Consider the following 26,693-nt stretch of genomic DNA (forward strand, 5'->3'; position numbering starts at 1 on the left):
AACCTTCCCCTGCTACCTACGCCCTTCACGCAACGTTTCAAGACGAGAACCATCAGCAGTAACAGGGGAAAACAGCGTTAGTGGGCTGTCCAACCCAAATCAATATTCCAGCTTGACCCGGTGACCGCTCCGGCAGCATCCGAAGCCAGATACGCCACCATCTGTGCCACTTCAGCCGGTTCGATTAAACGCTTGACCGCAGCATTCTTAAGCATGATGTTTTCAATCACCTCTTGCTCATCCATATTGTGCAGCTTGGCTTGATCGGCGATTTGATTATCGACCAACGGCGTTCTCACATAGGCAGGGCAAATCGCGTTAGCGGTAATCCCCTGCTCCCCGCCTTCCAGTGCAGCCGTTTTGGTTAGCCCCATCATGCCATGCTTAGCACTTACGTACGCAGACTTGCCCGGTGATGCCACGTGGGCATGGATGGAAGCAATATTGATAATCCGCCCCCAGCCTTTTTCACGCATAGAGGGCCAGGCTGCTTGAGTGAGAATAAAAGGCGCCGTGAGCATTAGATCGATGATTTGACGCCATTTCTCTTCAGGAAACGTTTCAATAGACGCAACGTGCTGAATGCCCGCGTTATTCACCAAAATATCGACACCACCAAAGCGCTTCACTGCTTCTGCAACGGCACCCCGACATGCTTCGGGGTCGGTCAGGTCAGCCTGATAAAACGCCGCGCCAGCCGCATCCGCCACCTCCTGACCTTTAGGGTTAAAATCTACCGCCAACACTTGGTGACCCAACTCGCAAAAGTGCTTCACGACGGCTGCGCCAATACCTGTAGTAGTACCGGTCACCACGGCAACACGAGGGGTTGCGGCTGTTTGAGAACTCATTAGCATTTCCTTTTGTGAATAATTCGATGTTGAAAACGTAGAGCTTAAAACGGTTTTTTGCACAAGCCATCTAAACATAGCGAATCTAACATCTGACACCCTACAACCGTGTCATGCCTGCTCACCCTTAACGTAACAATGACGGCTACTAGCGCCTGTTACATCGACTGCGCCACCTGCCGTTTTTATGTACGCGCCATCAAACGTGACATCATCTGCTGCGCTAGTCGAGCGGCATCTTGCATGCTTTCAAGATCGCTCAAGTTGTCTAAAATGCGTCGCTTATAGATGTCATAGCCGCCAGGCAGCCGTTCGAGGTCTAGACGATAGTGCCCTGAGGGCAGTTCAAGCGACAGCGTTTCATCCAAAGGAGCCGTAAGCATAGCCTGCTCAGGAACTACCACTAGCCAAAGCTCACAGGGGGTAAACAGTGCCCCTACTAGCAGCGAAGCACCATTCACCGTCGCGTTAAGCGGTTCAAAACACAACGCATCGACGCCTAAACGGGGGTTATAGTGGCTAGTGCCTTTGATGAGACGTAAGTGAACATCTCGATACGCCTGCGCCAATGCCGCTAAGTACTGATACTGCTGGGGAGTCAAACTTTGCATCCTCTCTCCTAGAGCAAACGACACCGATAACGCACCTCAATGGTCAACGTAGTGTGGCGCTATTGGCGAAAACCTCTGAGCTACGCCACAATGGCGGTAATTTATTAACGAAACCCCGCAGTTTAGAGGAGTGATGCTCATGTTTGTGGTTATTTTTGGTCGTATGTCTTGCCCTTTTTGCGTACGCGCCAAGCAATTGGCGGATCACCTGGAAAACACAGGTAAGATACAAGGCTATCGCTATGTAGACATGCCTTCAGAGGGCGTCACTAAAGAAGATATTGCAAAAACAGCAGGTAAGCCTATCCATACTGTTCCGCAAATATTTGTCGACCAGCAGCACATTGGTGGCTTCACCGAATTTGATCACTTCGTGCGTAATAAACAGCTTTTGGCTTCTTAATTGTTGAATTCTTAGTTCTTGAATTCCTAGCTTTTGAATTCTTAGCTTTTGGCTTCTCAGTTCCGGCGTTAAAAATGCCGTTAACAGCCGTTGAACGCTCTCTATCCTTGCTTGCCTATACTGAACGCTTGAAAAAGCTCACCCCACACGGGCCAACGATAGGCGGCGAGGTTACCCCATGCAGCGAGAGGAGTTTGTTCAGCAGCTGTGGCTTGACTATATCCACACCCACCCCGACTTAGGAGCTCTGCGGCTGTGGCCATTAACGGTTCCAGCGGAATACTTAACCCTAGTTACCCTCAATCACGGCCCTTTTTCCGCTAATGCACTGGGAGCGAAGCTGGCACATATGGGTTACCGCTCTGTTGGGCATTACGCCATGGCAGATAAAGGGATGCTCATCCACCTGCTCGCTCCTAACGACAGCGGTAGCTGGCTAATATTGGCAGAGCTACAGTTGGGCACCCTTGCTAAAGCGCCGAGAGAGGCACTCACGCTTCTTGTAGCTCAAAGCCATCCTGAAGATTGCAAAGGCCATAATTTGCTTTGTCGCGGCCGCCCCTGGCCAATGCCCTCATGGGCACTGTACCAGCAACTTCAAGCTGCTCATCCACTTGCGGCATGGCTAGCTGTCATGGGTCCGCGCCTGCATCATGCAGGTTATGATTGCACTACCCTCGGCAATCCGCTTGAAATACTTGATGCACAGCTAGCCACGGCGGGTATGCCCAGTATCGACAGTCAGCAAAATGGCGTATTTCCTGTCTCTTCGATGTTGCTCCACCGCTTTTATCCCGCGATGCCTCAGAAAATAGCCTTTGGAGACGGTGATGAGCATAGGCTTTGCCTTGGCGGCCTCGCCTTAATACAAAAGCATCTGGATGATGACCATGAGCGAGTGGCGGAGATATTACTGCCTTTCCATACTCGCTGCGAAATGGCGTGAGCACGCAACATAGCCCACGCCTTCTCATCAGCCAACAAACGCAACGTTACTCGTCAAAGGTCATTTCTGGTACGTTATCGGGAACAATTAGCTTTCCGGCGGTTTTCTCTATGATCTCTTCAACGCTCACACCCGGTGCACGCTCTTTCAAGATAAAGGCACCATCTTTAATCTCAAGATAAGCGAGATCGGTAAGAACGCGATTAATACAACCCGCGCCGGTTAACGGCAGTGTGCACTTCTCAAGGAGTTTTGATTCACCGTGTTTGGACGCATGCGTCATGGTACAGATTATATTTTCAGCGCCTGCCACCAAGTCCATGGCGCCTCCCATACCTTTTATCAATTTGCCAGGCACCATCCACGAGGCAATATTGCCTTCCTGATCGACCTCAAAAGCCCCTAGTACGGTTAGATCCACATGACCACCGCGAATCATGGCAAACGATTCTGCCGACGAAAAAATCGCTGCGCCGGGTCTTGCAGTAACCGTTTGCTTACCGGCATTAATCATATCCGGGTCGACCTCTTCCTCCGTCGGAAAGCGCCCCATGCCGAGCAAGCCATTCTCTGACTGCAGCATGACATCAATACCGTCAGGTACATAGTTGGCAACTAGCGTAGGGATACCGATACCTAGGTTGACGTAGAAACCATCTTCAAGTTCGCGAGCAACGCGCTGAGCCATCTGTTCACGTGTTAAAGCCATGGTGCTTACCTCGTAGTGAATAATGTGAGAATCATCGAATTGAGTCATTGCGTAAACATTGCATGCCCCTTAACCGGGATCGCACGCAATTAACTGCGCACCGTTCGCTTCTCAATACGCTTCTCGAAAGAACCTTGAATGATGCGATCCACATAAATACCGGGTGTGTGAATTTGGCTTGGCTCCAACTCGCCTGGCTCAACAATTTCCTCAACTTCCACTACGGTGATTTTTCCTGCGGTGGCTGCCATTGGATTAAAGTTTTGCGCCGTATGGCGATACATGACATTGCCATAACGATCCGCTTTCCAACCTTTTACAATAGCGAAATCCCCAACGATAGCTTCTTCTAAAATGTAGTGACGACCATTAAACTCGCGCACCTCTTTGCCTTCACCAATCGGCGTGCCGTAGCCCGTTGCGGTGTAAAAAGCGGGGATTCCCGCGCCGCCTGCGCGCATTTTTTCTGCCAGAGTGCCTTGAGGTGTTAGCACTACGTCAATTTCATCGTTGAGCATCTGCTGTTCAAACATCGCGTTTTCGCCAACATAAGAGGCAAAAATCTTACTTATCTGGCGATCCTCAAGCAGCAGCCCCAATCCAAAGCCATCCACTCCACAGTTATTGGACACAACGGAGAGGTCTTTGACACCTCGGCGTTTAATTTCAGCAATCAGGTTCTCAGGAATACCGCACAGGCCAAAACCGCCTGCAATTACGGTCATTCCATCCTGAATGCCTTCCATTGCCTCCTCGTAGGAAGCCACGCGCTTATCGAATCCTGCCATGGTTATGCCTCTCATTATTGTCGGTGGTACATCAAGCAGACTCTATGGATGCTGCTTACGCGATAGTGCCAGTGTTGTACTAGATGATATATTTGTTAAGTTTGTTTTTCTTATCAATTTATTTGAATAATTTATAAAAGAGCCCTTATGACCGTCAAACAGCTGCGCGCGTTTCTTACTGTCGCCCAAACCTTAAGCTTTACTCATGCCTGCGAGCACCTACACCTTTCCCAGCCCGCGTTAAGCCTTGCTATCAAAGGCTTAGAAGATTCACTTGGCGGTAAGCTGTTGATCCGCAGCACCCGAAGCGTAAGACTGACCCCCGAAGGAGAGACTTTGCTTCCCCTTGCAAAGCACCTGCTCGCGCAATGGGACAATACCGAAGAGCGCTTGCGCCAGCGCTTCACACTTCAGCTAGGGCGTTTGAGTGTCGCCGCCATGCCATCGTTTGCCTGCAACCTGCTGCCCGGCGCTCTGGTCAAGTTTCGCCAGCAATACCCAAAAATCAACGTTACCGTTCACGATGTCATCAACGAAGAAGTTATCGACATGGTGCGCTCCCGCCAAGTCGAAATAGGTATCGCGTTCTCACCAGAGGGTGCCAATAGCCTGACATTTACGCCGCTATTTGAGGATGAGTTTGTCGCAGTCGTGCCGCCGCACTCCCCTTTACAGGCTAGCAGCCTTTCATGGGATACGCTGTTGCAGGACGACTTCATCACGCTTCAGCGCCCGTCGATGGTACGCCGCCTGCTAGAGCAAGAACTGGGAAAGCGCCACATTGATTTGCCTGTCGCCTTTGAAAGTCATCAGCTCTCCACCGTGGGTAAAATGGTCGCTGAAGGATTAGGCGTGAGCGCCGTACCCTCTATGTGCATTGAGCAAATGCAGGCGTTAGGTGCTTGCTGCGTTCCCCTCAATAGCCCAAGCATTGCCTGCCACGTAGGGATACTTACTCAACAGGAACTATCCGCCGCCGCTTACGCCTTACGCAAAGTACTACTTGAGAGCGTTAAAGCCCCCTCCCTGGCTGCAGCGCTATGAACACGCATGGTATGAGTAAACCCCATAAAACACCTTACCCGCACAATAGTAAGCAGCTAAGCTGGGCAGTATGGCTTTGATCCTTTAGCATTCAGGCTAAAGGCGTACTCACAGACAGAACGCTGAACAAGAATTTGTATCGAGGATATGCGGTATGCCTATTTTGAAAGGAGTAGTCAGCGTTTTATTGCTGGTCATCAGCACGCTTTTTTGGGGGGTTCCCCTCATTCTACTCACACTTGCTAAAGTCATAGCACCTGGTCGTCACCGCAAAGAGTGGCTGCTGAACCACCTTTGCGCTGTAGCGCAAAATTGGATAGGCCTTAATCTTTGGTGGATGCGGCGTTGGTTAAAGCCCAACCTAACCCTAAATATACCGAACACCCTAAGCACAGAACAGTGGTGGCTAGTCGTTTCAAATCACCGAAGCTGGACCGATATTTTCATTCTGTTCATGGCGCTGCACCGACGGATTCCGCTGCCACGCTTTTTCTTAAAACATCAACTTATATGGATTCCAATTGTAGGGCTCGCATTTTGGGCACTGGAATTTCCATTTATGCGTCGCTTTAGCCGTGAACAGATTGCCAAAAACCCTAAGCTTGCCACCATTGACCGTGAATCAACCGAGCGCATTTGCCGGCAGGCGCGTAACGCACCTATTACAATTTTGAATTTTGTCGAAGGGACGCGTTTCACCGTGGCGAAAAGGGAAGCGCAACAAAGTCCTTTCCAGCATTTATTAAGGCCGAAGGCCGGTGGCATTGCCCAGGTAATTAGCCTGCTAGGCGACCAATTGGATGGTATTCTTGACGTAACCATCAGCTATCAGAACCCGTCACCCACGTTTTGGGGATTTCTATGTGGTAAAGAGGCTCCCATTACCCTTGAAGCAAGGCAGCTGGCTGTTCCCGAATGGATGCTTAATGCCAACTATCACCAAGAACCGCAGCACAAGGAACGCTTCCACGCATGGATCAACTCACTCTGGCAGGAAAAAGATACCTTGCTTGGCACCCAAACCGATCACGACTAACCCTCACGTTAGGGGTCTGCTTGATAGTGAGTTGGCTGGCAGGTTGCGCCAGCCCTAGCACATCAACAGAGCGCGTTCCTGCAGCAAGCAGTGCAAGTCACATCAATGGACGATGGCTTGAGGTACAGCGTGGTGACACGTTAGCAGGGCTGGCCGCGCGGGCGAATGTTCCCCTGGAGCGTCTTGAACGCTTTAATCCAGGCGTATCAGCACCACGATTAAACGTTGGCCACCGTCTGCTGATACCGACGCAACAAGAACGTGCTCCTTCCGGCGGCCCCTACCGCTACCAAATCCGAGCAGGCGATACCTACTCCAGCATTGCTCGTCATTTTGGCACTACTTCTGGTCGCCTACAAAGCGCGAACTCGAGCACCCCTGCAACGGGGTTGCGCATTGGTCAAATCATCAGTGTGCCACTCACCAGTAGCAGTGGAAGTAGCGTTGGTAGAAGCAGCCGCGCCAGTAGCAGCAGCACACCGGCCGCCGCTCCATCCTCACCCACACCAAGCGCCAGCTTGCCCGCCTCGGCAAGGCGCTGGCCGTGGCCGTTAGAGGACTACCGTATTGTACGGCGCTTCGGTGCGGATAGCCGCGGCACGCTTCAACCCATGCTGCTAGCGACACAAGAAGGCGCAACGGCGAAAGCCGTCGCCCCAGGAGAAGTCCGCTTTGCTGATAGTATGCGCCAGCTCGGCGACGTGGTGATTGTCCACCACGCCGGTAATCTGCAAACGGTTTATGCACTCTGCGAGCGTATTATCGTTCAAGTAGGTCAGCAGGTAAGCACGGGAGACCCTCTATGCGAGGTTGGACAAAGCAGCTCAACTCAACGTTATGACCTGCTATTTGATCTGCGCCAGGGAGGCAAACCTATCGACCCGCGTCAGGTCTTACGATAACCAGTATATTCGTAGATGCCACGCAAAAGCCCCTGAATGGTCAGGGGCTTTTTACCGTTAACTTTTTATAAGAACTTATAAGCAGTCATGGCCTTTTAGCCGCGATAGTACCCGGGCTTCACAAAAGGCGTTTTGGCGACGGTCATGGGCAACTGCTTACCGCGCACCAGCGCATACACAACGCTCTCTGGCGCCTCCCATTCCCGTTTCACATAGCCAAGTGCTACCGGTTTGCCTACGCTAGGCCCGAAACCACCCGATGTCACAACACCTATTTCGTTGCCCGCCTCATCAACTAACACACTGCCTTCTCGCACAGGCGCGCGTCCCTCTGCCACTAAGCCAACTCGCTTGCGCTGATGATCTTTAGCATCTACCTGATGCAGAATAACGTCAGCGCCTGGAAAGCCTGCAGGACGTTCGCCACCGTGACGACGTGGTTTTGCGATAGCCCAAATCAGACCTGCTTCGACCGGGGTCGTCTCAAGATCCATATCGTGGCCATAAAGGCATAGGCCCGCTTCTAAGCGCAGTGAATCGCGCGCGCCAAGGCCAATTGCTTCCACCTCTGGCTCAGCTAACAGCTGCTCAGCAAGGGCTTCACAGCCTTCACGGGCCACGGAAATTTCAAAACCATCTTCACCCGTATAGCCACTACGGCTGATCCAGACTTCCTGGCCTGCTAACGTGAACCGGCCATGCTGCATAAATATCAGTTCGCAGGCTTTCGGGCAGAGGCGCGCCATGACATCGCGAGCTTCTGGCCCTTGTAACGCCAACAGCCCCCGATCAACCACCTCAATTTTATGGGTCGCGCCTAGGTTGGTGCGCAGGTGAGCGATATCCTGGTCTTTGCAAGCGGCATTAACCACGAGATAAAAATGATCGCCTGCATTGACCACCATCAGATCATCGATAATGCCGCCGTTGGTACTGGTGAAAAGCCCGTAGCGCTGCTCACCTTGCTTTAATGCTACTAAATCAGCCGGTATCAGGGTCTCTAATGCGCTTGCCACGTCCTGACCAGAGACCAAAATTTGCCCCATGTGAGACACATCAAACAAACCGCACCGCTGGCGAGTATGCTCATGCTCTTTTTTTACGCCTAACGGATACTGTACCGGCATATCGTAGCCAGCAAAGGGCACCATTTTGGCACCCAACTTGGTGTGTAACGTATGAAGCGGCGTATGTTTAAGGTCTGTCATGGGATTTCCTCGGTCTTAAAAAGAAACGGGAAGCCAATCGCTGGCTTCCCGACTCTACAGATAGTGATAACAGAATAGCGCGTCATTGCATCTTAATGATGTGCTAAACGCTATTTATCATGATCCAGCGCTTCACCAGGCAGTACGTCTTTACCGGCAAAGTAATCCTTGGTTAATTTGAATACCACTGGCGATAGCAGGGCCAAAGCAATCAAGTTCGGAATAGCCATTAACGCATTAAACGTATCGGCCATCAGCCAGATAAAGCCCAACTGCGCAATAGCGCCCAGCGGAATGGCCAGCACAAAGAGCACACGATATAGCATAATTGAGCGCGTACCGAACAGGAACTGGCAGCATTTTTCTCCATAAAACGACCAGCCCAAAATGGTGGTAAACGCAAATACGGCCAGCGCCACGGCAACGATTTGGTTACCAAATCCAGGCAGCGCCGCATCAAATGAAAGCGCAGTCAGTGATGCACCGGCTTCACCTTCAGTCCATACGGTCGACGTCAAAATGACCAGGGCCGTAATCGTACATACCATAATGGTATCGATAAACGTACCCAGCATGGCAATCAGCCCTTGGCGTACCGGGTTCTTGGTTTTTGCAGCTGCGTGGGCAATAGGTGCGCTCCCCAGACCCGCTTCGTTGGAGAAAATACCCCGCGCCACACCAAAACGAATCGCGGCCATAACCGCAGCCCCTGCAAAACCACCTGCCGCCGCGATGGGGTTGAAGGCGTAATAGAAAATCAGCCCAAACGCGTCACCAATTTGGCTAGCATTCACAACCAACACCAGCAAACCAGCGATCACGTAAGCAATACCCATAATCGGTACAAGCTTACCGGCTACTTTAGCAATTCGCTTAATGCCGCCCAGAATCACCGCACCCGCAAGCACCATGATGATGATGCCTGTCAGCCAGTGAGGCACACCGAACGTTGCATCCATGGCATCGGCCACTGAGTTTGACTGCACCGTGTTACCAATACCAAATGCCGCGATAGCACCAAAAAATGAGAACAATCCGCCAAGCCATAGCCACTTTTTACCTAGGCCATTTTTGATATAAAACATCGGCCCACCAACGTGGTAGCCGGTGCTATCGGTCTCACGATAACGAACCGCCAACACCGCCTCGGAAAACTTTGTTGCCATACCTACCAGCGCGGTAATCCACATCCAAAAAACCGCACCTGGACCACCAAGGGCAATAGCGGTAGCAACACCGGCAATGTTACCCGTTCCGATAGTGGCCGATAGGGCCGTCATCAGTGCGTTAAAGGGGGAGATTTCGCCGCTGTCGCTATCTTTTTCAGGGGCTTTTTCACCAGGCGCTGCTTTAGGCTTGGCATCGCGCCCTTGCCACATTAGCTTGAACCCCATACCCAGCTTGCGAATAGGCATGAGTTTTAAGCCAATTTGTAGGTAGATCCCCACACCTAACAGCAAAATCAGCATTAACGGGCCCCAAACTACGCCGTTAATTGCCCCCAGGAGGCTAGTTAATGTTTCCACGCGTATCTCCTTACCCTTTTCGTTAGCTCACTTATTATGGGTGTTAGGCAGTGTTCTGCCTTCGTTGTTGGTTGGTTGCCATACTCAAGCGTCTTGCAAAAGCGCATGTTAACTCCGCAAAACGCAAGATTTGCATGTTTTACACCATTTCCCTAGTCAACATCTATGGTGATGTCGTTATTGGATAGAGAAAGTCACTACATTTAGAAATTATAACCAGCGCTTGAAAGGTGTAAAACGGTGTGCCGGATTTTGTCTTCCTGCCCCGTTGAAGAAATTTGTTTCCGATAAGAAACACGGTACCATAGGAAAAACTGTCTTCTGCTGGCTAGGGCTGCTGTCGCCAAGACGAACTACAAACGCTAGTATGCTCTCGTCCAGACAACCGTTTCGTATAGGGAATCACTATGAGCAATCTTCCTACTAATCTTCGTTACGCGAAAAGCCATGAATGGGTACTTGATCATCAAGACGGCACCGTAACAGTTGGCATCACCGACCACGCGCAAGAAGCGTTGGGTGACGTAGTATTTGTTGAGCTACCCGAAGTCGGCCAAGCGCTCAGCAAAGGCAAAGAGTTTGGTGTAATTGAGTCCGTTAAAGCGGCTTCCGATCTTTACTCACCGGTCGACGGTGAAGTGATTGAAGTCAATGACGCTCTAGAGGATGCGCCGGAAACTGTTAACGACGCGCCTTATGAAGGTGGTTGGATAATGAAAGTCCGCCTGAGCGAACAAGCGCTTGATGACTTGCTAGACGCCGATGCCTACCAAGCAACGATCAACGCAGAGAGTTAATGCATCGTAGGCCTGCCCTCTCAAGGTAGGCCTGTTATTGCCCTTGTCGAATACCCCTGCACGGTTTTCTCATAACGTCCGGAACTTACCCATGCCTATTGAAACACGCCGCTTGGCCGAACTGGCTGACCACGATGCTTTTATCAAACGTCATAACGGGCCGAGCCCCGACGATGTCGCGACCATGTTAAAAGCGCTCAATATGCAACGCATGGAAGACCTGATTGAGCAAACTGTGCCCAGCGATATTCGTCTTGGCCGTGAACTCGCGCTCGATGACCCGCGCAGCGAAGCAGAAGCGCTTGACTACCTAGGCCAGCTCGCACGCCAAAACCGAGTTGCAAAAAGCTATATCGGTCAAGGGTATTACGGCACACACATGCCCGCCGTCATTCAGCGTAATGTGCTGGAAAATCCAGGCTGGTATACCGCTTATACCCCTTACCAACCAGAAATTTCTCAAGGCCGCTTAGAAGGTCTGCTTAATTTCCAGCAAGTCATCATGGATCTAACCGGCATGGAGCTGGCGAACGCCTCATTGCTGGATGAAGCAACCGCTGCGGCTGAGGCCATGGCGCTTTGCAAGCGTAGCAACAAAAAAAGCAAGTCCAATGCCTTTTTTGTCGCCGACGACCTCTTTCCGCAAACACTAGATGTGGTGAAAACCCGCGCCGAATTTTTTGGCTTTGAGTTAATTAGCGGCCCCGCCGCCACGCTCGCACAACACGATGTTTTCGGTGCGTTAGTGCAGTACCCCTCTGCGAGTGGTGAAATTAGCGACCTTGGCCCCATGCTAGAAGAAGCCCGAGCACGTGGCATTATGACGTGCGTGGCCACCGACCTTTTAAGCTTGGTGCTACTGAAAGAGCCGGGCGCAATGGGCGCAGATATTGTGGTGGGTAGCTCCCAGCGCTTTGGCGTTCCCATGGGCTTTGGCGGCCCACATGCTGCGTTTTTTGCCACGTCCGACAAGCTGAAGCGCTCGATTCCTGGACGGATTATCGGCGTATCAAAAGATAGCCGAGGCAACACGGCGCTGCGCATGGCTATGCAAACCCGCGAACAGCATATTCGTCGTGAAAAAGCGACGTCCAATATCTGTACCGCCCAGGCGCTGCTAGCCAATATTGCCGGCTTTTACGCGACGTATCACGGCGCTGAAGGGCTTCGTAAAATTGCTGGCCGCGTACATCGCTTGACCACTCTACTGGCCGTCGGCCTCAAGCAAGCAGGCATTACGCTTGCTCACGACAGCTGGTTCGATACGCTGCGCTTAACCCAAGTAGATGCAGGTAAAATCCATGGGCGCGCGATGACCCACGACATCAACCTGCACTACTTCGCTAACGGCGATGTTGGCATTAGCCTGGATGAAACCACCACTGCCCACGACGTGGCAGCCCTGTTTGACGTGTTGCTCGGTGATGAACACGGCCTTTCCGTGGCAGCGCTGGATGAAAAGGTAGTCAGCGAGGGCATCAGCGGCATCCCCTCAGCGTACCAGCGTGAAAGCACTTTCCTTGAGCACCCAACGTTCAAGCGTTATCGCAGTGAAACGGAAATGCTGCGCTATCTAAAGCGTCTTGAGAATAAAGACCTTTCGCTCGCGCATGCAATGATTCCGCTGGGCTCGTGCACCATGAAGCTCAATGCCACCAGCGAGATGATTCCTGTCTCCTGGCCTGCATTTGCACACTTACACCCGTTTGCCCCGCGCGACCAGGTTGCGGGCTATCATCAAATGATTGATGAACTCGCCGCCTTCCTAGTCGAAGTCACGGGTTACGACCACATCTCTATGCAGCCTAACTCAGGCGCACAAGGCGAGTACGCAGGCCTGCTCGCGATTCGCCGCTACCAGGCTGCGCAAGGTGAAGCCCACCGTGACGTGTGTTTGATCCCAAGCTCTGCCCACGGCACCAACCCTGCTTCTGCCGCTATGCTCAGCATGGAAGTCGTGGTGGTCGAGTGTGACCAAAATGGCAACATCGACCTGGCTGACTTAACCCACAAGGCCGAACAGTACAGCGAGCGCCTCTCTGCGGTGATGATCACCTACCCGTCTACCCACGGGGTGTTTGAATCTCACGTACGCAAAGTATGCGAGGTCGTTCACCAGCACGGCGGCCAAGTTTATGTCGATGGCGCCAATATGAACGCACAGGTTGGTCTTACGCGCCCCGGCGATTTTGGTGGCGATGTTTCCCACCTCAACCTGCACAAAACGTTCTGTATTCCCCACGGCGGCGGTGGCCCCGGCATGGGCCCCATTGGCGTAAAAGCGCACTTAGCGCCTTATGTGTCTAACCATGTGGTGACACCTATTAATGGGGTTAACCCGGAAAGCGGTGCCGTCGCAGCGGCGGCATTTGGCAGCGCCTCGATTCTGCCGATCTCTTGGGCCTACATTAAGATGATGGGCGCCCGAGGCCTACGAGAAGCCACGGAGCTTGCTATTCTCAACGCTAACTATATTGCCAAGCGGTTAGAAGATGCGTATCCGATTCTCTATCGTGGGCAGAATGGCACCGTCGCGCACGAATGTATTATCGACATTCGCCCCCTCAAAAGCGCCTCGGGCATTAGTGAAGAAGATATTGCTAAACGCTTGATGGATTACGGCTTCCACGCGCCCACCATGTCATTCCCGGTACCCGGCACGCTGATGATTGAGCCGACCGAGTCGGAGTCGCTGTATGAAATCGACCGCTTCTGCGATGCCATGATAGCGATTCGTGAAGAGATTGACGCTGTCGAGCGTGGCGAGTGGCCGCTGGATAACAACCCCCTCGTCAACGCCCCTCACACGCAAGCAGATGTGATGGATAGCGACTGGCAGCGGCCCTATGACCGTCAGCTAGGTGCCTTCCCTTCACCAGCCGTCGCCGCGTCTAAATACTGGCCTTCAGTTAACCGTGTAGACAACGTGTTTGGTGATCGACAGCTTATTTGCTCATGCCCCAGCATTGACGAGTACCGCTCATAAATATGCTAGCGAGTAAAATCTAAGCCCACGCCCCTAGCCCCGTTATTCGGGCGCTAGGGGCGTAATTTCATGCATGCGCTGTTCATGAAAGCCACTAAGCAGTTTTTCATAGCGCTTGGGTAACACTGAATCTTGACGACGCAATAGGTAAAGCACTTCACTAATGGCGTGAGGTAGCGCTAACGCCTTCACCTGGCGCTGCCAGGGAGAGGTCTCCAGCACCAAACGGGAAACTACGGTAAACCCCAACCCTCGGGCCACAGCATCCAGCACCATGCTCACTTCGTTGGTAAACCCCTGGTGGCGAAAGTGTGTCATCGAGCGGAACTCATCGGGGTAATTCGCCTTCAGCAACGCATTGGCGTGATTAATGCCATCGTAGTAGTTGAGAAAGCCAATCCCCATCAGGTCAGAGAGCGTACTGCCCGCAAAGTCAGCAGGGACTACTAAGCAAAGCGGCTCTTTATGCCAAAGAGTGCAGGTAAGTTCAGGATGCTTGACCTGCTCGGTTACAATGCCGATGTCATAACGCCCTTCTAGCAAATCGTTAACAATTTCGTGATTAAACGCAAAACTATAGTTAACGGTCAGGTTCGGGTGCATCTGCTGCTGACCCAAAATGTAAGGGTAAAACATCAAACCTACACTGCCCGGAGATGCAATTCGGCATTCGCCGCTATCTAAGGAGTCGTCGTCCAGGCCATGGCGAAACTGCTCGTGGTCAGCAAACAGCTTTAGCGCGTAATCATAAGCGCGTCGACCCGATTCGGTAAGCGTGAAGCTCCTCCCCTTACGCTCCAGCAGCGTTTTGTTTAAGTAGTTTTCCAGCTTGCGAATATGCTGGCTAACCCCTGGCTGAGTCATTTCCAAACGGCGCGCCGTTCGTGTGAAACTTCCGGTTTCCACTAACGTAATAAATGTCCGAAAATACACGGCATTAAACATAATAAAGCGCCATCTTATGAGTCATCATCTGCTTTTAACGTCCGCATAGAGTAGCACAACTCAGCTACCCGCTGGGTGCACCGTCAGCGCTACTGAATCAGCCGTAACAGCGTGATAGTATGCAGATTGTGATTTTTTTACCCCTAGGGAAAGCCATTCTAATGACGCAACTGCCTGAGCCACGCGCAACAATCTCCAGTATTATCTCCCCCGAAGGAAGCTTAGAAGTCCTTTCGCAACATGAAGTCAATCGTCTTAAAAGCACGTCTAAAAGTGGCTTACACGATTTACTCCGCCGTTGCGCGCTAGCGGTGCTGAATTGCGGCAGCCCCACCGATGATAGCTTAGCTATTTTAGAAGCCTACAAAGACTTCGATATCGAGGTATTACAGCAAGACCGTGGCATTCGCCTGAAATTAACCAACGCGCCCGCTGAAGCGTTTGTGGATGGCCGTATGATTCGCGGTATTCGCGAACACCTCTCTGCGGTCATTCGCGACATTGTCTACGTTTACAATGAAATTCAGCACCACAACCGCTTTGACCTCAATACCGGTGAAGGCACGACCAACGCGGTGTTTCACATTTTACGCAAGGCGGGCACCTTAAAGCCTGGCCGCGACCCAAGCCTTGTGGTGTGTTGGGGCGGGCACTCTATCTCCCGGGAAGAGTACGAATATTCGAAAGATGTTGGCTACCATCTGGGCCTTCGCGACTTAGATATTTGTACTGGCTGTGGCCCTGGCGCCATGAAAGGCCCGATGAAGGGCGCCAACGTTGCCCACGCCAAACAGCGTCGTAAAGATGGCCGCTATCTGGGCATTTCAGAGCCAGGCATCATCGCCGCCGAAGCCCCTAACCCTATCGTTAATGAACTCGTTGTCATGCCGGATATCGAGAAGCGCCTTGAAGCGTTTGTGCGTCTTGGCCATGGCATTATTGTTTTTCCTGGCGGTGTCGGTACCGCCGAGGAAATTCTCTATTTGCTCGGCATTTTGCTGCATCCCAGCAACAGCGATACCCCCTTTCCGCTTATCTTCACCGGCCCTGCGAATTCAGCAGCCTACTTCCAAAAAATTGACGAATTCTTGGTTTATACCCTGGGTGAAGAGATCCGCCGCTATTACACCATCATTACCGGCGACCCCACGGAAGTGGCCCGTAGAATGCGCGATGGCATCGATAAAATTACTGACTTCCGCCGCAAACATCAGGATGCCTTTTACTATAACTGGCGCTTAACCATCGCCAGGGAGTTTCAGGCACCGTTTATGCCCACCCACGACGCCATGCGCGGGCTGGCCCTACACCGCCAACAGCCCACTCATGAGCTGGCCGCCCATTTACGTCGGGCGTTTTCAGGTATTGTGGCAGGCAACGTAAAAGAGGATGGCATTCGTGCGATTGAAGCACACGGCCCCTTTGAGCTAACCGCTGAACCGGAACTCATGCAGCGCTTAGATGAGCTGCTCACCTCCTTTGTGGCTCAAGGCCGCATGAAACTGGATGGCCAGCCCTACACGCCCTGCTACGTGCTTAAGTAATCGCATACAGATACAGCACAACGTAACGGCAGGTTTAGCGCTAACGCTTTACCTGCCTTTTTTAGGAACACGCATGTGATTATTGCTCTGCTAACGCTGCTTGCCGCAGGGGTTATTAAGGGGGCCATTGGCTCTGGGGTACCTGTGATTGTGATCCCCGTGCTAACAATGCTCTATGATGTAAAGCTTGCCATTGCGGTACTTGTGGCACCCAACTTGTTAAGCAATGCGCTACAAGTTTGGCAATACCGCCGTCACCTCTTGCCGATGCAATTTTTAGCCGCTTTTTCAATCGCCGGTGGGTTGGGCATTATGCTGGGCACCTGGGGCTTGGTTGTGCTCTCGCCGACCCTGCTCTCGCTGGGGGTCGCAGGCGCCATAGTGATGTATCTAGTCATCAAACTTGCTAAACGCACCATGGTGCTGCCCTTTGCTCTCGCGAAGCGCATCGTTTTGCCTGTCGGGCTACTGGCGGGGGTGCTACAAGGTGCGGCAGGCATGTCGGCACCCGCCTCGGTTACCTTTCTCAACGCTATGCGGCTAGAGCGTCCGGTGTTTATCGGCTCTATCTCGGTGTTTTTTGTGACAATCACTTGCGTGCAAATTCCAGCGCTCTTGAGTACCGGTATTTTAACCCTAGAGCGCAGCGCATACAGCGTGGCCGCACTGCTAGTAATATTAGCGGCAATGCCCTTAGGTGCTCAGCTGGGTAAACGCCTGCCTCATCAATGGTTCGATAATTTAATTATGCTGTTATTGGCAGGCATTGCGCTAAAAATCATCATTGACGCCATGCTGTAAGATACCGCAGCCTGCAGGTATAAGCGTCATCGCTGAGCAGAGTCACCGTTAACCCGCTACACTGGTTCAGGTGATTAATAGCACCGTATGCTTCACTATGGAAAAGGAGAACCAGCATGCAAATGATTGACCAATTAAGGGACGGCAAGACCAAAGCATTTGCCAAGCACTGCTTTGAGAGCAGCACCCCAGAAGAGCTTGATGCCGCCGCCGAAGGCTCCCCCGATCAAGCGCAAATGGAACACTGGGGCATTACCGAAGGCCAGTGGGAAGAAGCCGTGAGCACTGCACTAGCAGACCATAAAGCCAAAAGTACTGGATAAAGCGCCCCCAAAGCCCTGCTATTTAGTTAGTAGCAGGCTTTTTTTATGATCCAAGCGCTATCATCCCTGCCTACCTTGCTGCCATCACCTGCAAAACGAAGTTTCTCAAGCTTTATCTCTGACCCGCTTAATAACGCACGTCCCAACTAGTTGACGGCTCCGTGCTGTGGAGTGAATACGCATTCCTCGACCCAGAAAACTAATTTAAATTTACATCCTATCCTCTTAATCAGCTATTATCGGTTAATCTACCCAATACTCTAAGCGCGCTATAAGCCTACACTTGGTCTATGGCTCTACTCATTGAAAGGCTGCCCAATGTCATTTTTTATCAAACCTACGTGTGTTGGTATCGCCACGTTAAGTCTTCTGGTCGCTGGCCCAAGCTTTGCTACTCCCGAGCGTCTTGAGGCGGAGCTCACCGCGCTATTTGCCGATGGCGAACTGCATATTGGCGATGTCTCCAAAGCAGTGCTTCGAGACCGCTTCACCGCCGAAGACATTGTTTATGAATCACCAGAGGGGGAACGTCTTAAAATTGAGCGTTATATTGTTAGCGGCAACTACGACAGCCCTGACGAAGTGCGCGTGGAAGGCATCAGGGTCGAAGACAGCCTGACAGAGCTGCTGATGAGCATCGACAGCGCGGTATTTGGCGAGCCAGGCATGGCGGTTTTCAATGATGAGTCGATGCAACAAACACCTTTGAACCTGGCAAATTTGAGCATTGATAATATTGCCTTGGATCTTAACTCTGAGTTAGCAGGCGACTTTCTGTATGAACTAGGCATAGACCCAGCGCCCGGACGCCTGGAAATTGCCGAAGTGCGCGGAGAACAACTCTCCGCAGATGCCATCGGTATGCTGGAGTTTAGCGGCGTAGCGATGCAGGGAGAAGATTTAGGTGACTTAGGAAGCGGCTCTCTACTACTAGATCGGTTACGTATTGAAGCGCTTCATGGCATGCAAGGTGAACAGGACGAGTACCTCGGCGCTATGATCGTGGAAAACATGGCAATCGAGAGCGATACGCTAGTTGCCTCCCTAGACCGTCTAAAATTTGATGGCGATTTCAATGATGGTGAAGGTGGTGCCTGGATCGAAACACTGGAGCTTGATCTTAATCGTATGATTGCGCTTGCCCCTCCCTCTGAACGCACCAACATGCGCATGGTCAGCAATGTGCTTACCGATGGCAGTGGCACGCTTGCAGTGGATGCCCACTTTGAAGGCCGCTGGAAAGAGCAAGAGAGCCAAAGCGTATTGGGTGGGGACAGCCGCATCATGCTCCACGATGCAATAGGCTTGAACGTTAATTACGACATCCCCGTCGTGCTGCCTAAAAACACCACTCCCGTAGAGGCTTTGCGCGATACCCGCCTGCTGGATGCTGCAACACTGCTGGGTGGCGATGTGACATTAACACTGGATGATGAAGGTCTTCTCGCAAGGCTTGTTACATTAGGCGCGACGATGGAGGGCGTCTCAGAGGCACAGATTATTGAACAAGCACGAACTCAAGCAAAAGGCTTTGGCATGATGTTCGGCCCTGAGGTTCAGTCTGTTCTGCTGGGAATGGTCGAGCTACTGGAAGGCAACGCCAGCCAACTGGTGCTAAACATCACCCTCCCTGCCGAGAGTAACTTAAACACCTACGCCCAAGACCCCCTAGGGCTACCCTCCCAGCTCTCACTTCAAGTGGAAACGCGCTAAAGCACCCGTCAGCGCATACACCTCATCCAACAGGGTAAAGTGTATGCGCTGCCAGCAGCTAAGCACTTCACTAAAGTATTCCACTGCTTTCATTAGACAAACAAAAACCGCCGCTTGGAATAATCCATAGCGGCGGTTTTCGTTAGAAACTTTTGGTCGGAGTGACAGGATTCGAACCTGCGACCTTTGCAACCCCATTGCAACGCGCTACCAAGCTGCGCCACACTCCGATGTCTTAATAGGCAGTGCTGGTGTAGCTAACGTTTGCCTCAAGACGGTGCGTATACTAGCGTTTTATACGCCAAATGAAAAGCACTTTTTGCGCTTTCTTTTCAATCGCTTGCCGCTACGCGTGGTCGGCTGCTTTTAACAAGGACGCCATGGCGTCGAAAACCTTGGGGGTAGTTACTAGCAACTGCTCCGGGTAGAGGTCTGCCGGCACACCGTCAGGCACCTCGCTTAAATGCCCCACCCGCGCGCCTGCTTCGCGAGCAATGACCCAACCCGCCACAAAATCCCAGGGCGATACGCTTTCGTAGTAGGCATCTAAACGACCGCAGGCCACATCACACAAATCCAGTGCCGCTGAACCATTACGGCGAACATCCTGACAGCCGGTGAGTACCGCTTCTAAGCGTGGCAGAAGTTTTTTACGCTGCTCTTTTTGATAGGGAAAGCCGGTACCTACCAGCGTGCTTTCAAGCGTCTCAGCGCCGCTAGGCTGAATCGGCTGCTGGTTGCAGAATGCGCCTAGCCCCTCTGCCGCGCTAAAGGTTTCACCTAGAAACGGCGCATGTATCACGCCTACTTTACCCACCCCCTGCTCCATCCAGCCGATTGACACCGCCACATGGCGCAGGCCCTGGGCAAAATTAACCGTGCCATCAATCGGGTCCACAACCCAGAGCTGCTCGGCAGGGGTATGCAGCGCACGCTCCGGGCTTAGCTCCTCGCTCAGCCGGGCCTCCCCTGGGAAGTGCTCCTCCAGGCGCTGGCTAATGAGCGTATCTACGGCAACGTCTACATCAGTAACTAGCTCGATCCCTCCTTTCAGCCGCTGGCTAAACCCTTGCTGTTCTCGGGCATTACGAATCATCTGCCCAGCCTCTTCGGCTATCTCTATGGCCAGTGCCAGCCGCGCTTCCAGGGTATAAACCGCCATGTTCGCTCCTCAGTGGGGTGTTTGTTGTTTCTCAGCATAAGCGTTGATCCATGGCATTACCATAACGCCCCAACACATGGGAACGGCTTAGCGCAAAGCATCCACCAACACATCGACCACCACCCGAGTCGCGGCTTCAATTAACACCACATCAGCGCCAACACGCTCCCATTCGTATCCCGGGTAACGGGGCAGCTCACGGGCAATGGGGCCGTCAAAGCGCTTAGCAATGCCGGGCGGCAAGGGCTTGCCCCGCTCTAAATTGCGCTGAATACCAGGGGGTAACGGTTCCGCACGGGGGGCATCGTGGCGGCGCAGCAGTCGCAACAGCTCGCGCTCGTTAATACGCGGTAAATCCACATAGCCATCGCTATGAGAGCGACGGGCGCCACTTTCACGATGGCCGCTGTCACCGCCTCGGTGGCGCTCTGCCTGGGAAGCGTTATCCCGGGCGCCGTGGGCTGGCGCATGGGCGGGTTGGGCCAAGGCGGTACTGCTTAGCATAAGCGCGCTAGCGCCGATCAAGAGTTGATGTAGTAAACGGCTCATAAAAAAAGCTCCACTGTGATCAGGGAGCTTTAGTGTAGGTAACAAATAAGCAGGCAGTGAGGAAGGTGCGCACGAAACACAACCAGCATCTTACGGCGCCACGACACGCTCAATAGTGCCCTGGGCAGTAATCTGCGCCTGAACGCCCTGACGCTGGGTATCTAACACCAGCGCAGGACTGCCCTCTTCAAACTCACCTCGAAAAGCATCGACCACTGCTGATTGAGTGGGCTGTCCGTCACCACCCACGCCACACGCCATAAAGTCAAAAGGCTCAAGGGCATCATCAAGATTGTCGGTTGCCAGCACCTGCGTTTTAAAGGTGCTCAGCTCCTGTTGGCAGGCGCCAAAGGCTGAGCGGTCGAGGTAGGATAATAAGGCTGGAAGGCTAACAGCTGCCAATAGAGCAACAATAGCCATAACAACAAGGAGTTCGATTAGAGTAAAGCCATAAGGGGAAACATGTTGGCGGTTTTGCATGTCTGTCCCTAAACTAAAAGCCGCTCAGTGGGCGACTTTTAGTTGAATAAGTTTGAGAAGTTAGGCTCTAAAGTGAAGTTTAATCAGATTCAGGTTCACCTGCATCAGAATCTGGGACTACAATTGCGCCATTCTCAATATTAATTTCGCCAGCGCTATTACCACGCTGTGAAAGAATACCTGTTACGTTGTCTTCTGCATCACCCGTGATAAAAGCTTCTGCAATATCTTCATCTTGGCCCGCTTCAGCGCCATCACCAACATTGCAAGCTTGGAAATTAAAATCAACATTGTCTACTACAGTTGCTACGTCAGATTCTGGTTGAAATGAGGATTCAGCGACAACTGCACTTCGAAAAGCTGAAAGCTCTCCCTGACATGCGTTTAATGAGGAACGATCTAAATAATTACCATACTGCGGCACACCCACAGCCGCGAGCACGCCGATAATCGCTACCACGATCAGTAATTCGATCAAAGTAAAGCCCTGTTGCTTCAAGCGGCGAGGTTGGTTACGTAAGTCTTTTTGCATGGTCTGAATCCCTTGCGTTGTGATTCATCGTTTCATGTGGGGCTAATTGTTAATCGCAATACGACAAACGTTGCTTAGCCAAGAATATCGTTACATTAGCTTACCGTACTTGCATTGGCAACTAAAGGCATCATACGTTTTGCATGTTTTTCCACCCTTTTTGATGGCCGTCAAGGCTTATGCGTATAGGCTGCCGAGTACCTAGAAATAAGCATCTATGGTAAAAAGAGCGTTACATTTACAATGCCGCCGAGATGCCCATGCGTCAACCTGCCTATGAATCCACCCTTAGCCACGCGGCCTTGAATGGCGGCTTGCGCGGCATTGCTGAACGGCTGGTGAAACACGGCCTATTAACCGATGCCCAGGCGGCGGTTGCTGAATCTACTGCTGCCGAACTGGATATTTCACTACTCCAGCATGTGGTCGAAAGCGGGCTGGTGGATGCCGATGCCGCGGCGCTTGCAGCAGCCTGGGAGTACGGCCTACCGGTCATTGATCTTGATTCTCTCAGGATTAATGCATTACCCCCAGCGAATGACTACCCGGTTAAAATTCTTGAAAAGCTGGATATTCTTCCCCTGGCACGCCACGGCCACCGCTTAACCGTTGCGGTTCCTTATCCGGCGACCTTAACCCAGCTTGACGAGCTACAGTTCGCCACCGGCTTGAGTGTAGATGGCGTGCTAGCCCCAGCGGATCAGTTAAAAACTACGCTCGTTCAATACCTAGCTCAGAATGAGCGCAGTATGCTCGATGAACTGGAAAACGTTGACGACGCCATTAACGCACTTAACGTGGTTCACAACGCAGATGGTGAAGAGGTTACTCTCGATGCGCCCGCTCAAGATAGCGAAGACGCACCGGTCGTAAAGTTCGTTAACAAAATATTGCTGGATGCGATTAGCCGCGGCGCTTCAGATATTCACTTCGAACCCTATGAAACCCTTTATCGGGTGCGTTTTCGTGTTGACGGCATGCTCATTGAGATCGCCCGCCCGCCCTTCGCGCTGCGGCACCGCATTGCTGCGCGGCTCAAAATCATGTCGCGGCTAGATATTTCTGAGCGTCGTCTCCCTCAAGATGGGGCGATAAAACTGCAGCTTTCGCGCACCCGTTCAATTGATTTTCGTGTCAACTCGCTACCCACTGTTTATGGCGAAAAGGTGGTGTTGCGTATTCTAGACCCAGCGTCGGCTCAGCTTGGCATTGAACAGCTCGGCTTTACTCCTGCACAACAGACAGCGTATGAAAGTGCGCTTACAAAGCCCCAAGGCATGATATTGGTGACCGGCCCTACCGGTAGCGGTAAAACCGTAACGCTATACACCGGCATTAATATTCTTAACCAAATTGAGCGCAACATTTGTACCGCTGAAGACCCGGTAGAAATCAAAGTATCGGGGATTAACCAGGTCAACGTGCTGCCCAAAATTGGCTTAAACTTTGCCAGCGCCCTGCGGGCATTTTTACGCCAAGACCCGGATGTGGTCATGGTCGGGGAAATCCGCGATCTCGAAACCGCTGAAATAGCCGTAAAGGCCGCGCAAACCGGCCACTTGGTGCTCTCAACCGTGCACACTAACTCGGCTGCAGAGACCCTTACACGCTTGGCTAATATGGGCGTTGCCTCGTACAACATAGCCAGTTCGGTAAGTTTGATTATTGCTCAGCGCTTAGCGCGCAGGCTTTGCAATTTGTGTAAAACCCCAGCGGAGATTCCTGCTGAGGCGCTGCGTAAGGCAGGTTTTAGTCAGGTTGATATCCGCAACGCTACGATTTATCAAGCCAAGGGCTGTAAACAGTGCACTCAAGGCTATAAAGGCCGGGTCGGCGTTTATGAGGTGCTACCGATTTCTGATGACATGCGCCAACTAATTATGCGCGATGGTAATTCAATCGAAATTGACCAACTAGCGCGTAAAGAGGGCCATACTAGCCTCCATCAAAATTGCTTAAGCCGAGTTTTGGATGGCAGCACCAGCCTAGAAGAAGTTAACCGGGTTAGTAAGGAGTAAGTGGCTATATGGCTAAAGCACGAGCACGCCAAACGAAGCGAGCGCCATTGTATCGCTGGAAATGGGCAGGCACCGGCCCGCAGGATAGGCCAATGCACGGGGAACTTATTGGCCGTACAAAAATTGATATTGTTGAGCAGCTGTCAAAACAGCGGATTACCGCTACCAAAATTCAAAAACGCAGCAGTTTTAGCGGCCGCGGCAAAATCAATAATGTCGATATTATGGTCTTTGCCCGGCAAATGGCCACCATGGTGCGTGCAGGCATTCCTATTCTACAAGCGCTACAGGCCGTCTCTGAGAGTCTTAAAAAACCCGCTATGGTGGCGCTGACCCAGCAGATTATGGAGGACGTTTCCTCAGGCGATAGCCTTTCAAATGCCATGGCCAAGCACCCCAAACAGTTCGACCAACTGTTTGTAAACCTAGTGGATGCTGGCGAGCAGGCAGGCGCTTTAGACCAAATGCTGGAACGCATCGCCAGCTACAAAGAGAAAGTAGAGTCGCTGAAAAATCGGGTTAAAAAAGCCCTCTGGTATCCCACCGCAGTCATGGCGATTGGTGTCGCCGTTACTATGCTACTGCTGGTCAAAGTGGTGCCTGAATTTGAAAGCATGTTTCAAGGTTTTGGTGCAGAGTTACCCGCACTTACCCAGTTTACGGTGAATCTATCTGAATTAGCGCAGCAGTACTGGCTCTATGCATTAGTTTCATTAGTAGGCAGCGTTATGCTCTTAAAAGCCGCTGCAAGGCGCTCTTACGCCTTAGCCTATCGGCTAGACGGCTTAATGCTGCGACTACCTGTGATAGGCGATATTATGAACAAGTCTGCCGTATCAAGGTTTACCCGTACCTTAGCCACCACCTTTGCATCAGGCGTGCCCCTGGTGGAGGGGCTTGAAACCGCCGCAGGCGCCGCCGACAACCGCGTATACAGCAAAGCAATTAACGAAGTGCGCCAAGATGTTACTACCGGTCAGCAGCTTCACTTTGCCATGCGTATGACCAATAGATTTCCTGCCTTAGCGGTTCAGATGGTAAGCATCGGGGAGGAAGCTGGCTCTTTAGACGCCATGCTTAACCGTGTTGCTGACTACTACGAAGAAGAAGTCGAAAATAAAGTGGATGCGCTAACGTCTCTAATGGAACCAGTGATTATTGTTGTGCTGGGCATATTAGTCGGTGGTGTTGTCGTATCGATGTACCTGCCAATTTTTGAGATCGGCACTGCTCTTTAAGTGTTGCAGCTCTCTTTTACCAGCTATTCACCTGTTAAATGATTAGGGGATTTATGGGCTTTACGCCAACTTTTTTATATCTTTTTGCGCTACTGATCGGGCTTTGTTTTGGCAGCTTTTTAAATGTGGTGATTACTCGTCTACCGGTCATGCTGATGAGGCAATGGCGCAATGAAGCCCTAGCTTCGCTGGAGTTTCCTGCAGAAACGGCACCTCGCTTTAATCTCGCAACGCCTGGTTCGATGTGCCCGCGCTGCGAGCATCCGATTGCGTGGCATGACAACTTACCGCTGCTTGGCTGGTTAAAACGGCGCGGCAAGTGCGCAAACTGCCAATCTCCCATTAGTGCACAGTACCCACTGGTTGAACTAATGGGCGGTCTATTAGCGGTGGCCGTTGTGGCGCTTTATGGCACAACGGCAAGCGCCCTGTTTATTTATGCGGCCTGCTTAACACTTTTGGCGCTGGCGGTTATCGATTTTCGTACGTATTTGCTGCCGGATATGTTAACCCTGCCCTTGCTCTGGGCGGGCTTGCTCTATCAGCTGCTCTTTCAGCCTATTATGTTGCCCAGCGCGGTGATTGGCGCCATGGCCGGCTACTTAATCCTCTGGAGCTTTTACTGGCTATTTAAGCTATTAACGGGCAAAGAGGGCATGGGGTTTGGCGACTTTAAGCTGCTAGCGGCGTTAGGCGCCTGGGTCGGTTGGCCCATGCTGCCATTACTGTTGATCGTATCGGCAGGTATTGGCGCTCTTGTTGGCTTGGCGATGCAAGCCCGCTCTCCTCATTTGCGCGGCCAGCCGCTGCCTTTTGGCCCTTTCCTAGCACTGGCAGGGTGGGTTTGCTTACTAGCGGGCGATGAGCTGATGGCGCTCTATACATCACTGCTATATTAGCGTTGGTTATTTCGTCCACCTTACTGTGGCCAGCTATTATCTATGCTCATGACGATGAGCAGAGGCACTACTTAGGGAGCAGCCATGATTGTTGGGTTAACAGGCGGTATCGGTTCCGGTAAGTCTACCGTTGCTCGGGCGTTTGGTTCGCTGGGAATCGGCTGGGTAGACGCCGACGATGTGGCTAGGGAAGTCGTCATGCCTGGCGAACCAGCGCTAGCGGCTATCAGCGAACACTTCGGAGACGATGTACTACACGCTGACGGCACGCTAAACCGGTCAGCTCTGCGCAGCATAGTGTTTGATAACCCTGCCGAGCGCCAATGGCTGGAGTCGGTGACCCATCCTCGCGTGCGCGAACGCATTCTCGTACATCTAGAGCGCTTGCAGCGCCAATCACCGTATGTGCTGCTGGTATCGCCGTTGTTATTTGAGTCAGGCCAAGACAAGTTGGTGGACCGCACCGTTGTGGTCGATGTGCCCGTTGAGCTGCAGCTTTCACGTACACGTGCGCGAGACGACGTGAGTGAGGCTCAAGTGCATGCTATTCTCGCCGCCCAGCTTCCCCGTAAAGAGCGCCTTACTAAGGCCAATGATGTTATTGATAACAGCGGGGACCATGCTTCGATGATGCAACAGGTAACGCAGCTTGATCAGCACTACCGAAGTAAACACTTCTAGC

Annotated in this window: 26 protein-coding genes and 1 tRNA gene; 15 read left to right on the forward strand and 12 right to left on the reverse strand. The window is 52.1% G+C overall.

Annotated elements, in window-relative coordinates:
- Positions 1-77 precede the first annotated feature (77 nt).
- Together LG301_RS07980 and hybE are read right to left on the reverse strand one after the other, a co-directional pair.
- Positions 78-851, reverse strand: coding sequence for a 3-hydroxybutyrate dehydrogenase (locus LG301_RS07980; protein ID WP_404474922.1), 774 nt, complete (start codon positions 849-851; stop codon positions 78-80).
- 185 nt (positions 852-1,036) lie between these two features.
- Positions 1,037-1,462 (reverse strand): [NiFe]-hydrogenase assembly chaperone HybE, encoded by a 426-nt coding sequence (gene hybE / locus LG301_RS07985; RefSeq protein ID WP_404474924.1) that lies wholly within the window; start codon positions 1,460-1,462, stop codon positions 1,037-1,039.
- Positions 1,463-1,601: 139 nt separating this feature from the next.
- Between hybE and LG301_RS07990 the strand changes: the two genes are divergently transcribed.
- On the forward strand, positions 1,602-1,865 hold the full coding sequence (locus LG301_RS07990; RefSeq protein ID WP_404474926.1) for a GrxA family glutaredoxin: 264 nt from the start codon (positions 1,602-1,604) through the stop codon (positions 1,863-1,865).
- A gap of 178 nt (positions 1,866-2,043) precedes the next feature.
- A complete protein-coding gene (locus LG301_RS07995; protein WP_263068729.1) occupies positions 2,044-2,811 on the forward strand; it encodes a DUF1338 domain-containing protein in 768 nt (255 codons plus the stop codon).
- 46 nt (positions 2,812-2,857) lie between these two features.
- Here LG301_RS07995 and LG301_RS08000 read toward each other — a convergent pair whose 3' ends face one another.
- Together LG301_RS08000 and LG301_RS08005 are read right to left on the reverse strand one after the other, a co-directional pair.
- Positions 2,858-3,520, reverse strand: a complete 663-nt coding sequence (locus LG301_RS08000; RefSeq protein WP_263068728.1) for a CoA transferase subunit B — start codon at positions 3,518-3,520, stop codon at positions 2,858-2,860.
- A gap of 89 nt (positions 3,521-3,609) precedes the next feature.
- Positions 3,610-4,308 carry a CoA transferase subunit A gene (locus tag LG301_RS08005; RefSeq protein ID WP_263068726.1) on the reverse strand — a complete coding sequence of 233 codons (699 nt, stop codon included), beginning with the start codon at positions 4,306-4,308 and terminating at the stop codon, positions 3,610-3,612.
- 147 nt (positions 4,309-4,455) lie between these two features.
- On the opposite strand from LG301_RS08005, the gene LG301_RS08010 reads away from it, so the two are divergent.
- From LG301_RS08010 to LG301_RS08020, 3 genes are all read left to right on the forward strand, one after another.
- Positions 4,456-5,352: a LysR family transcriptional regulator gene (locus tag LG301_RS08010; RefSeq protein ID WP_404474928.1), complete on the forward strand. Its 897-nt coding sequence runs from the start codon at positions 4,456-4,458 to the stop codon at positions 5,350-5,352.
- Between the two features lie 154 nt (positions 5,353-5,506).
- The gene (locus tag LG301_RS08015; RefSeq protein WP_404474930.1) at positions 5,507-6,388 is read left to right on the forward strand and encodes an acyltransferase; all 882 of its coding nucleotides are present in this window, start codon (positions 5,507-5,509) and stop codon (positions 6,386-6,388) included.
- Between the two features lie 26 nt (positions 6,389-6,414).
- Entirely contained in the window at positions 6,415-7,290 is an 876-nt protein-coding gene (locus tag LG301_RS08020; RefSeq protein WP_404474932.1) for a LysM peptidoglycan-binding domain-containing protein, read from the forward strand.
- 95 nt (positions 7,291-7,385) lie between these two features.
- Here LG301_RS08020 and gcvT read toward each other — a convergent pair whose 3' ends face one another.
- Positions 7,386-8,498 (reverse strand): glycine cleavage system aminomethyltransferase GcvT, encoded by a 1,113-nt coding sequence (gene gcvT, locus LG301_RS08025; RefSeq protein ID WP_404474934.1) that lies wholly within the window; start codon positions 8,496-8,498, stop codon positions 7,386-7,388.
- Between the two features lie 110 nt (positions 8,499-8,608).
- Entirely contained in the window at positions 8,609-10,024 is a 1,416-nt protein-coding gene (locus LG301_RS08030; protein ID WP_404474936.1) for an alanine/glycine:cation symporter family protein, read from the reverse strand.
- Between the two features lie 407 nt (positions 10,025-10,431).
- Here LG301_RS08030 and gcvH point away from each other — a divergent pair, with 407 nt between their 5' ends.
- Together gcvH and gcvP are read left to right on the forward strand one after the other, a co-directional pair.
- Entirely contained in the window at positions 10,432-10,821 is a 390-nt protein-coding gene (gene gcvH, locus LG301_RS08035; RefSeq protein ID WP_263068715.1) for a glycine cleavage system protein GcvH, read from the forward strand.
- Between the two features lie 91 nt (positions 10,822-10,912).
- Positions 10,913-13,807 (forward strand): aminomethyl-transferring glycine dehydrogenase, encoded by a 2,895-nt coding sequence (gene gcvP / locus LG301_RS08040; RefSeq protein ID WP_404474939.1) that lies wholly within the window; start codon positions 10,913-10,915, stop codon positions 13,805-13,807.
- Positions 13,808-13,849: 42 nt separating this feature from the next.
- Here gcvP and LG301_RS08045 read toward each other — a convergent pair whose 3' ends face one another.
- A complete protein-coding gene (locus LG301_RS08045; RefSeq protein WP_404474941.1) occupies positions 13,850-14,752 on the reverse strand; it encodes a LysR family transcriptional regulator in 903 nt (300 codons plus the stop codon).
- Positions 14,753-14,913: 161 nt separating this feature from the next.
- Between LG301_RS08045 and ppnN the strand changes: the two genes are divergently transcribed.
- The 4 genes from ppnN to LG301_RS08065 all read left to right on the forward strand — a co-directional run bounded on the left by ppnN (position 14,914) and on the right by LG301_RS08065 (position 19,133).
- On the forward strand, positions 14,914-16,296 hold the full coding sequence (ppnN, locus tag LG301_RS08050; protein WP_404474943.1) for a nucleotide 5'-monophosphate nucleosidase PpnN: 1,383 nt from the start codon (positions 14,914-14,916) through the stop codon (positions 16,294-16,296).
- A 75-nt stretch (positions 16,297-16,371) separates the two neighbouring features.
- Positions 16,372-17,097 (forward strand): TSUP family transporter, encoded by a 726-nt coding sequence (locus LG301_RS08055; RefSeq protein WP_404474945.1) that lies wholly within the window; start codon positions 16,372-16,374, stop codon positions 17,095-17,097.
- Positions 17,098-17,213: 116 nt separating this feature from the next.
- The gene (locus LG301_RS08060; protein ID WP_404474947.1) at positions 17,214-17,420 is read left to right on the forward strand and encodes a hypothetical protein; all 207 of its coding nucleotides are present in this window, start codon (positions 17,214-17,216) and stop codon (positions 17,418-17,420) included.
- 318 nt (positions 17,421-17,738) lie between these two features.
- Positions 17,739-19,133 (forward strand): hypothetical protein, encoded by a 1,395-nt coding sequence (locus tag LG301_RS08065; protein WP_404474948.1) that lies wholly within the window; start codon positions 17,739-17,741, stop codon positions 19,131-19,133.
- A gap of 153 nt (positions 19,134-19,286) precedes the next feature.
- Here LG301_RS08065 and LG301_RS08070 read toward each other — a convergent pair.
- From LG301_RS08070 to LG301_RS08090, 5 genes are all read right to left on the reverse strand, one after another.
- Positions 19,287-19,363 (reverse strand) — tRNA-Pro (locus LG301_RS08070).
- Positions 19,364-19,479: 116 nt separating this feature from the next.
- Positions 19,480-20,295, reverse strand: a complete 816-nt coding sequence (locus LG301_RS08075; RefSeq protein ID WP_404474950.1) for an inositol monophosphatase family protein — start codon at positions 20,293-20,295, stop codon at positions 19,480-19,482.
- Positions 20,296-20,382: 87 nt separating this feature from the next.
- Positions 20,383-20,844: an anti-virulence regulator CigR family protein gene (locus tag LG301_RS08080; protein WP_404474951.1), complete on the reverse strand. Its 462-nt coding sequence runs from the start codon at positions 20,842-20,844 to the stop codon at positions 20,383-20,385.
- Between the two features lie 90 nt (positions 20,845-20,934).
- Positions 20,935-21,324 (reverse strand): prepilin-type N-terminal cleavage/methylation domain-containing protein, encoded by a 390-nt coding sequence (locus LG301_RS08085; RefSeq protein WP_404474953.1) that lies wholly within the window; start codon positions 21,322-21,324, stop codon positions 20,935-20,937.
- A 79-nt stretch (positions 21,325-21,403) separates the two neighbouring features.
- Complete coding sequence (locus LG301_RS08090; protein WP_404474955.1) at positions 21,404-21,856, reverse strand: prepilin-type N-terminal cleavage/methylation domain-containing protein; 453 nt, start codon at positions 21,854-21,856, stop codon at positions 21,404-21,406.
- 260 nt (positions 21,857-22,116) lie between these two features.
- Here LG301_RS08090 and pilB point away from each other — a divergent pair, with 260 nt between their 5' ends.
- The 4 genes from pilB to coaE all read left to right on the forward strand — a co-directional run bounded on the left by pilB (position 22,117) and on the right by coaE (position 26,692).
- Positions 22,117-23,874, forward strand: coding sequence for a type IV-A pilus assembly ATPase PilB (gene pilB, locus LG301_RS08095; RefSeq protein ID WP_404474957.1), 1,758 nt, complete (start codon positions 22,117-22,119; stop codon positions 23,872-23,874).
- 8 nt (positions 23,875-23,882) lie between these two features.
- Positions 23,883-25,112 carry a type II secretion system F family protein gene (locus LG301_RS08100; protein WP_404474959.1) on the forward strand — a complete coding sequence of 410 codons (1,230 nt, stop codon included), beginning with the start codon at positions 23,883-23,885 and terminating at the stop codon, positions 25,110-25,112.
- A gap of 53 nt (positions 25,113-25,165) precedes the next feature.
- Positions 25,166-26,011, forward strand: a complete 846-nt coding sequence (locus LG301_RS08105; protein WP_404474961.1) for a prepilin peptidase — start codon at positions 25,166-25,168, stop codon at positions 26,009-26,011.
- An 84-nt stretch (positions 26,012-26,095) separates the two neighbouring features.
- A complete protein-coding gene (coaE, locus tag LG301_RS08110) occupies positions 26,096-26,692 on the forward strand; it encodes a dephospho-CoA kinase (protein ID WP_404474963.1) in 597 nt (198 codons plus the stop codon).
- Position 26,693 lies beyond the last annotated feature (1 nt).

The sequence above is a fragment of the Vreelandella venusta genome (assembly GCF_044809155.1).
GTDB lineage: Bacteria > Pseudomonadota > Gammaproteobacteria > Pseudomonadales > Halomonadaceae > Vreelandella > Vreelandella venusta_B.

Excerpts from the sequence above, each read along its gene's own strand:
- hybE (WP_404474924.1), bottom strand. The coding sequence starts at position 1,462 with ATGCAAAGTTTGACTCCCCAGCAGTATCAGTACTTAGCGGCATTGGCG.
- LG301_RS08075 (WP_404474950.1), bottom strand. The coding sequence starts at position 20,295 with ATGGCGGTTTATACCCTGGAAGCGCGGCTGGCACTGGCCATAGAGATA.
- LG301_RS08105 (WP_404474961.1), top strand. The coding sequence starts at position 25,166 with ATGGGCTTTACGCCAACTTTTTTATATCTTTTTGCGCTACTGATCGGG.
- coaE (WP_404474963.1), top strand. The coding sequence starts at position 26,096 with ATGATTGTTGGGTTAACAGGCGGTATCGGTTCCGGTAAGTCTACCGTT.
- LG301_RS08080 (WP_404474951.1), bottom strand. The coding sequence starts at position 20,844 with ATGAGCCGTTTACTACATCAACTCTTGATCGGCGCTAGCGCGCTTATG.
- LG301_RS08085 (WP_404474953.1), bottom strand. The coding sequence starts at position 21,324 with ATGCAAAACCGCCAACATGTTTCCCCTTATGGCTTTACTCTAATCGAA.
- LG301_RS08060 (WP_404474947.1), top strand. The coding sequence starts at position 17,214 with ATGCAAATGATTGACCAATTAAGGGACGGCAAGACCAAAGCATTTGCC.
- LG301_RS08000 (WP_263068728.1), bottom strand. The coding sequence starts at position 3,520 with ATGGCTTTAACACGTGAACAGATGGCTCAGCGCGTTGCTCGCGAACTT.
- LG301_RS08010 (WP_404474928.1), top strand. The coding sequence starts at position 4,456 with ATGACCGTCAAACAGCTGCGCGCGTTTCTTACTGTCGCCCAAACCTTA.
- LG301_RS08015 (WP_404474930.1), top strand. The coding sequence starts at position 5,507 with ATGCCTATTTTGAAAGGAGTAGTCAGCGTTTTATTGCTGGTCATCAGC.
- LG301_RS08100 (WP_404474959.1), top strand. The coding sequence starts at position 23,883 with ATGGCTAAAGCACGAGCACGCCAAACGAAGCGAGCGCCATTGTATCGC.
- gcvH (WP_263068715.1), top strand. The coding sequence starts at position 10,432 with ATGAGCAATCTTCCTACTAATCTTCGTTACGCGAAAAGCCATGAATGG.
- gcvP (WP_404474939.1), top strand. The coding sequence starts at position 10,913 with ATGCCTATTGAAACACGCCGCTTGGCCGAACTGGCTGACCACGATGCT.
- pilB (WP_404474957.1), top strand. The coding sequence starts at position 22,117 with ATGCGTCAACCTGCCTATGAATCCACCCTTAGCCACGCGGCCTTGAAT.
- LG301_RS08065 (WP_404474948.1), top strand. The coding sequence starts at position 17,739 with ATGTCATTTTTTATCAAACCTACGTGTGTTGGTATCGCCACGTTAAGT.
- LG301_RS08090 (WP_404474955.1), bottom strand. The coding sequence starts at position 21,856 with ATGCAAAAAGACTTACGTAACCAACCTCGCCGCTTGAAGCAACAGGGC.
- LG301_RS07980 (WP_404474922.1), bottom strand. The coding sequence starts at position 851 with ATGAGTTCTCAAACAGCCGCAACCCCTCGTGTTGCCGTGGTGACCGGT.
- ppnN (WP_404474943.1), top strand. The coding sequence starts at position 14,914 with ATGACGCAACTGCCTGAGCCACGCGCAACAATCTCCAGTATTATCTCC.
- LG301_RS08005 (WP_263068726.1), bottom strand. The coding sequence starts at position 4,308 with ATGGCAGGATTCGATAAGCGCGTGGCTTCCTACGAGGAGGCAATGGAA.
- LG301_RS08045 (WP_404474941.1), bottom strand. The coding sequence starts at position 14,752 with ATGTTTAATGCCGTGTATTTTCGGACATTTATTACGTTAGTGGAAACC.
- LG301_RS07995 (WP_263068729.1), top strand. The coding sequence starts at position 2,044 with ATGCAGCGAGAGGAGTTTGTTCAGCAGCTGTGGCTTGACTATATCCAC.
- gcvT (WP_404474934.1), bottom strand. The coding sequence starts at position 8,498 with ATGACAGACCTTAAACATACGCCGCTTCATACGTTACACACCAAGTTG.
- LG301_RS07990 (WP_404474926.1), top strand. The coding sequence starts at position 1,602 with ATGTTTGTGGTTATTTTTGGTCGTATGTCTTGCCCTTTTTGCGTACGC.